Origin of the sequence: Treponema sp. UBA753, assembly GCF_002297325.1 — a bacterium.
Taxonomy (GTDB): domain Bacteria; phylum Spirochaetota; class Spirochaetia; order Treponematales; family Treponemataceae; genus Treponema_D.
In genome coordinates, this window is the sequence record NZ_DBKJ01000026.1 from 235 (window position 1) to 3215 (window position 2981).

The following is a 2981-nucleotide window of genomic DNA, read 5'->3' on the forward strand; positions in this document are numbered from 1 at the left end:
TTATAATCGTGTCGCGTTACACTATATCCATCGGGGAAAGTAAATCGCGCCAAGGTACGAGTGCCTTCGACGTCATACTTAGAGAAGATAATTGCCTTAGTAATAAATTCTTTTTTAGTCATTTGTTTTCCTCCTTTTTTATTTTACACTAATATTATAGCAGATGCGCGGCGCTTCGTCAAGCAGTTTTTGCGTTTAATTATCGTTTATTTCTTCAACGCGCATAATGCCCCATCCAATATCGTAAAGAGTAACGCCGCGCTCCTTATCTACCCAACAGCGCAATCGAGTGTAGCCTCCATTAGAAATTTCATTCTTCATCCATTCAAGGCAATCTCGAGCAGTATCGGCGCAAAATAATTCTTCATCTGTGTAATCGTTAACTACACGATAAGCAACATTTTTACCAGCAATAGGGGTCATTTTCTAATTCTTCCTCCTCCTGTGCAGCGTCTGCCACAAGCTTTTTAGCTTTTTCCAGCTGTGCTTCTCTACGTTTATTAAGTAGTTCTTCTGCTTCTTCTAAAGTGACAATTGCAAAACGGTCAGTGCCCAGATTAACGTCATCATAAGGATACTCATAAATAATGTCATAAGTATCAAAGCCATTATTATGAATCAGAACATCATAACCGGCTTTAATGAAACCTTTTGCAAGTCTGGTGACATTGTCAAATCCAACAACGGTAATAATGTCTTTTCCATTCATTAGCCCTTCCATGTGTCTTCTCCTTTTTCTTTTGCATTGATATTATAGCAGGTTTCAACGATTAAATGCGTTCTTTTTTGCCGACATCCGCGACCATAAGCGCGAAAATGAAGAGTGCAACATCATGCGAGGTGCGGCAAAGAAATGGGCTAACAACGTATTCTCCATCATAGTCATTGCAATCGCTGCTCTCACCTGCTCTGATATTAAAGGTATAATCGTAGCCGTTTTCATCAAAACCTTCAGTATAACCAGTACGGTCAATTGTACATTTGTCAATTTCTACCCAAGCATCTTCGGTTCCGGTATAGCGGACATACAGCTCATTTAATTCATTTTCAATTGCGTTTAAATAAGACGCGGATATCATCACAAGTTCCGGTTTAGTATTTTCTTTCATCTGTTATTACTTCTCCTTTGGCGCTCGTATCGGGAATTGCACCCGCTTCACCACTAGGACGAGCATAGCGCGGCGAAAAATTACGCCGCTTATAAATTGAGGCTTCGTTTGATAACTGGTTAAAGCCAAGGTGACCGTTCACCTAAGAATGTTCCAGATAAAGGGGTAGGCAGTTTTGCTCGCATACCACTTAACGGTGGTGGTTCGATTTCATGCCTGGGAATGTTAGATTTCGCCGCGGTAGTTTAACGACGTGCCGAGGTCAAGTTAGTCGCCGCTAGCTAATTAACTAGCATTTCAAAGTGAACTGCATAGGTATCTCCATTAGGCAACCTGCGGATATCACAACGGTAGCCATTAGATGCCAAAGTATCGACAATGTTAAGCATAAGCTTTTTGCCATGAACGATTAGCGGAATCGCGCTCTTGTAATTTTCTTTCATCTGTTGTTTTTTCCTTCTTTTATCTTACAAGAATATTATAGCAGGTTTCTTGCGTTTTGTCAACAGCTATTTTCGTTTTGCGGCGCAATTTTACGATAGGTCGCCGCTACCATTCAACACAAATGAAGTATTCAGAGTCATCGCCCTTAATAAATTCGCGGCGCAAGTCCGCATAAGATTCCACACTGCTAAGGAAGAGAATAAAAGCCGAAGCGGTTACAATTTCGCCGCCAGAAAAATGCAAATCATTATCACAGAGGAATTGACCTTTTTCTTCGTTCTCTTTCACTTGCATAGAAGCCATGGTAATGAGTTCTGCGATAGATTCTGAATTAAGTTTACATAATTCTCCATTGCGGTTTGAACCGACCCAGTCATATAGAAAGTCAAATTCGCTCCAGCCACTACCCTGTGCAAGAGTATAGCAATGGCGAGTTGCGGCTTCACGCCTAATAATTGAGAACTCCATAAGGTATGCCCTCCCTTTTCTTATCTTACAAGAATATTATAGCATGTCTTTTGCGCTTTGTCAATAGTTATTTTCGTTTAAGCGCAGGAATCTTCTGTAGTGATATTAATGTAATACTTACCGCCAAATGGCAAACAACTTCTAATACTGACTAGGCTAATGTAGAGCTCTTCTGCGAGCCACTGTACAGAATAGGAAGAACCATCTAAACAACTTATCATATCAATATCGCAAGCACCGTCAGTTACCAACTGAATGAATAGTTTATCAATAAGTCCATTGAGAGTAGCTTCGTCAAGTAGGATATCGCATCCGGAATTTTGAAGCTTAGTTAATGCGCGAAACTCATAGACAGAACCGCGTCCCTGAATGATAGTAGTTTCACGTCCTTCATCTGTGACACCGATAATATAATAGGATAATTGCTTTGCCATTTATTTTCTCCTTCTTTTATCTTACAATAATATTATAAGCGTTTTAGCCGGCTTTGTCAACAGAATTTTGCGTTAAAACGGAACTCTTACAGCTGCGGCGTCACCTCTTATAATTTATAAAGGATATAAAAATCATAGCAAAAATACCGCGTTTTGTCAAGCAAAAACTACGTTTTTAAACAACTTTTGTAGCTGCTTTTAAGTTGATTTCACTGCTGCTTTTCCAACTTATAAGAGGGAAATGGAAATGACATGGCGCATATATTTTGCTTAGGACGGCATCGCATTGCAGCTGCGCTTTAATAGTTTAACGTGCTAAAGTGCCAACTTATTTTTTACTTTAATGGACTAAAGTACAGCAGGCGCAGACTTTAGTGCAGTAACACATTAGCGCATTAAAGTAAGCAGGCGCATAGTTTAATGCATTAATAAATTAAAGTAAGCGTACATGAAAAAAGCCACGCTTTACGTGGCTAAAGAACTTAGGCGTCCTTTTTGGTGGGCTCTTCGGTGGGTTCTTCGGTGG

Annotated in this window: 5 protein-coding genes; all 5 read right to left on the reverse strand. The window is 40.0% G+C overall.

The annotated features are described in order from the left end of the window. Positions 1 to 195: 195 nt before the first annotated feature. Complete coding sequence (locus tag B4C08_RS01905) at positions 196 to 423, reverse strand: hypothetical protein (RefSeq protein ID WP_296662320.1); 228 nt, start codon at positions 421 to 423, stop codon at positions 196 to 198. Further along, positions 404 to 721 (reverse strand): hypothetical protein, encoded by a 318-nt coding sequence (locus tag B4C08_RS01910; RefSeq protein ID WP_296662322.1) that lies wholly within the window; start codon positions 719 to 721, stop codon positions 404 to 406. Before B4C08_RS01910 ends, B4C08_RS01905 begins: the two co-directional genes overlap by 20 nt. A gap of 49 nt (positions 722 to 770) precedes the next feature. Continuing rightward, a complete protein-coding gene (locus B4C08_RS01915; RefSeq protein WP_296662324.1) occupies positions 771 to 1109 on the reverse strand; it encodes a hypothetical protein in 339 nt (112 codons plus the stop codon). 549 nt (positions 1110 to 1658) lie between these two features. Continuing rightward, positions 1659 to 2021, reverse strand: a complete 363-nt coding sequence (locus tag B4C08_RS01920) for a hypothetical protein (RefSeq protein WP_296662325.1) — start codon at positions 2019 to 2021, stop codon at positions 1659 to 1661. Positions 2022 to 2098: 77 nt separating this feature from the next. Next, positions 2099 to 2455, reverse strand: a complete 357-nt coding sequence (locus B4C08_RS01925; RefSeq protein WP_296662327.1) for a hypothetical protein — start codon at positions 2453 to 2455, stop codon at positions 2099 to 2101. Between the last annotated feature and the right edge of the window lie 526 nt (positions 2456 to 2981).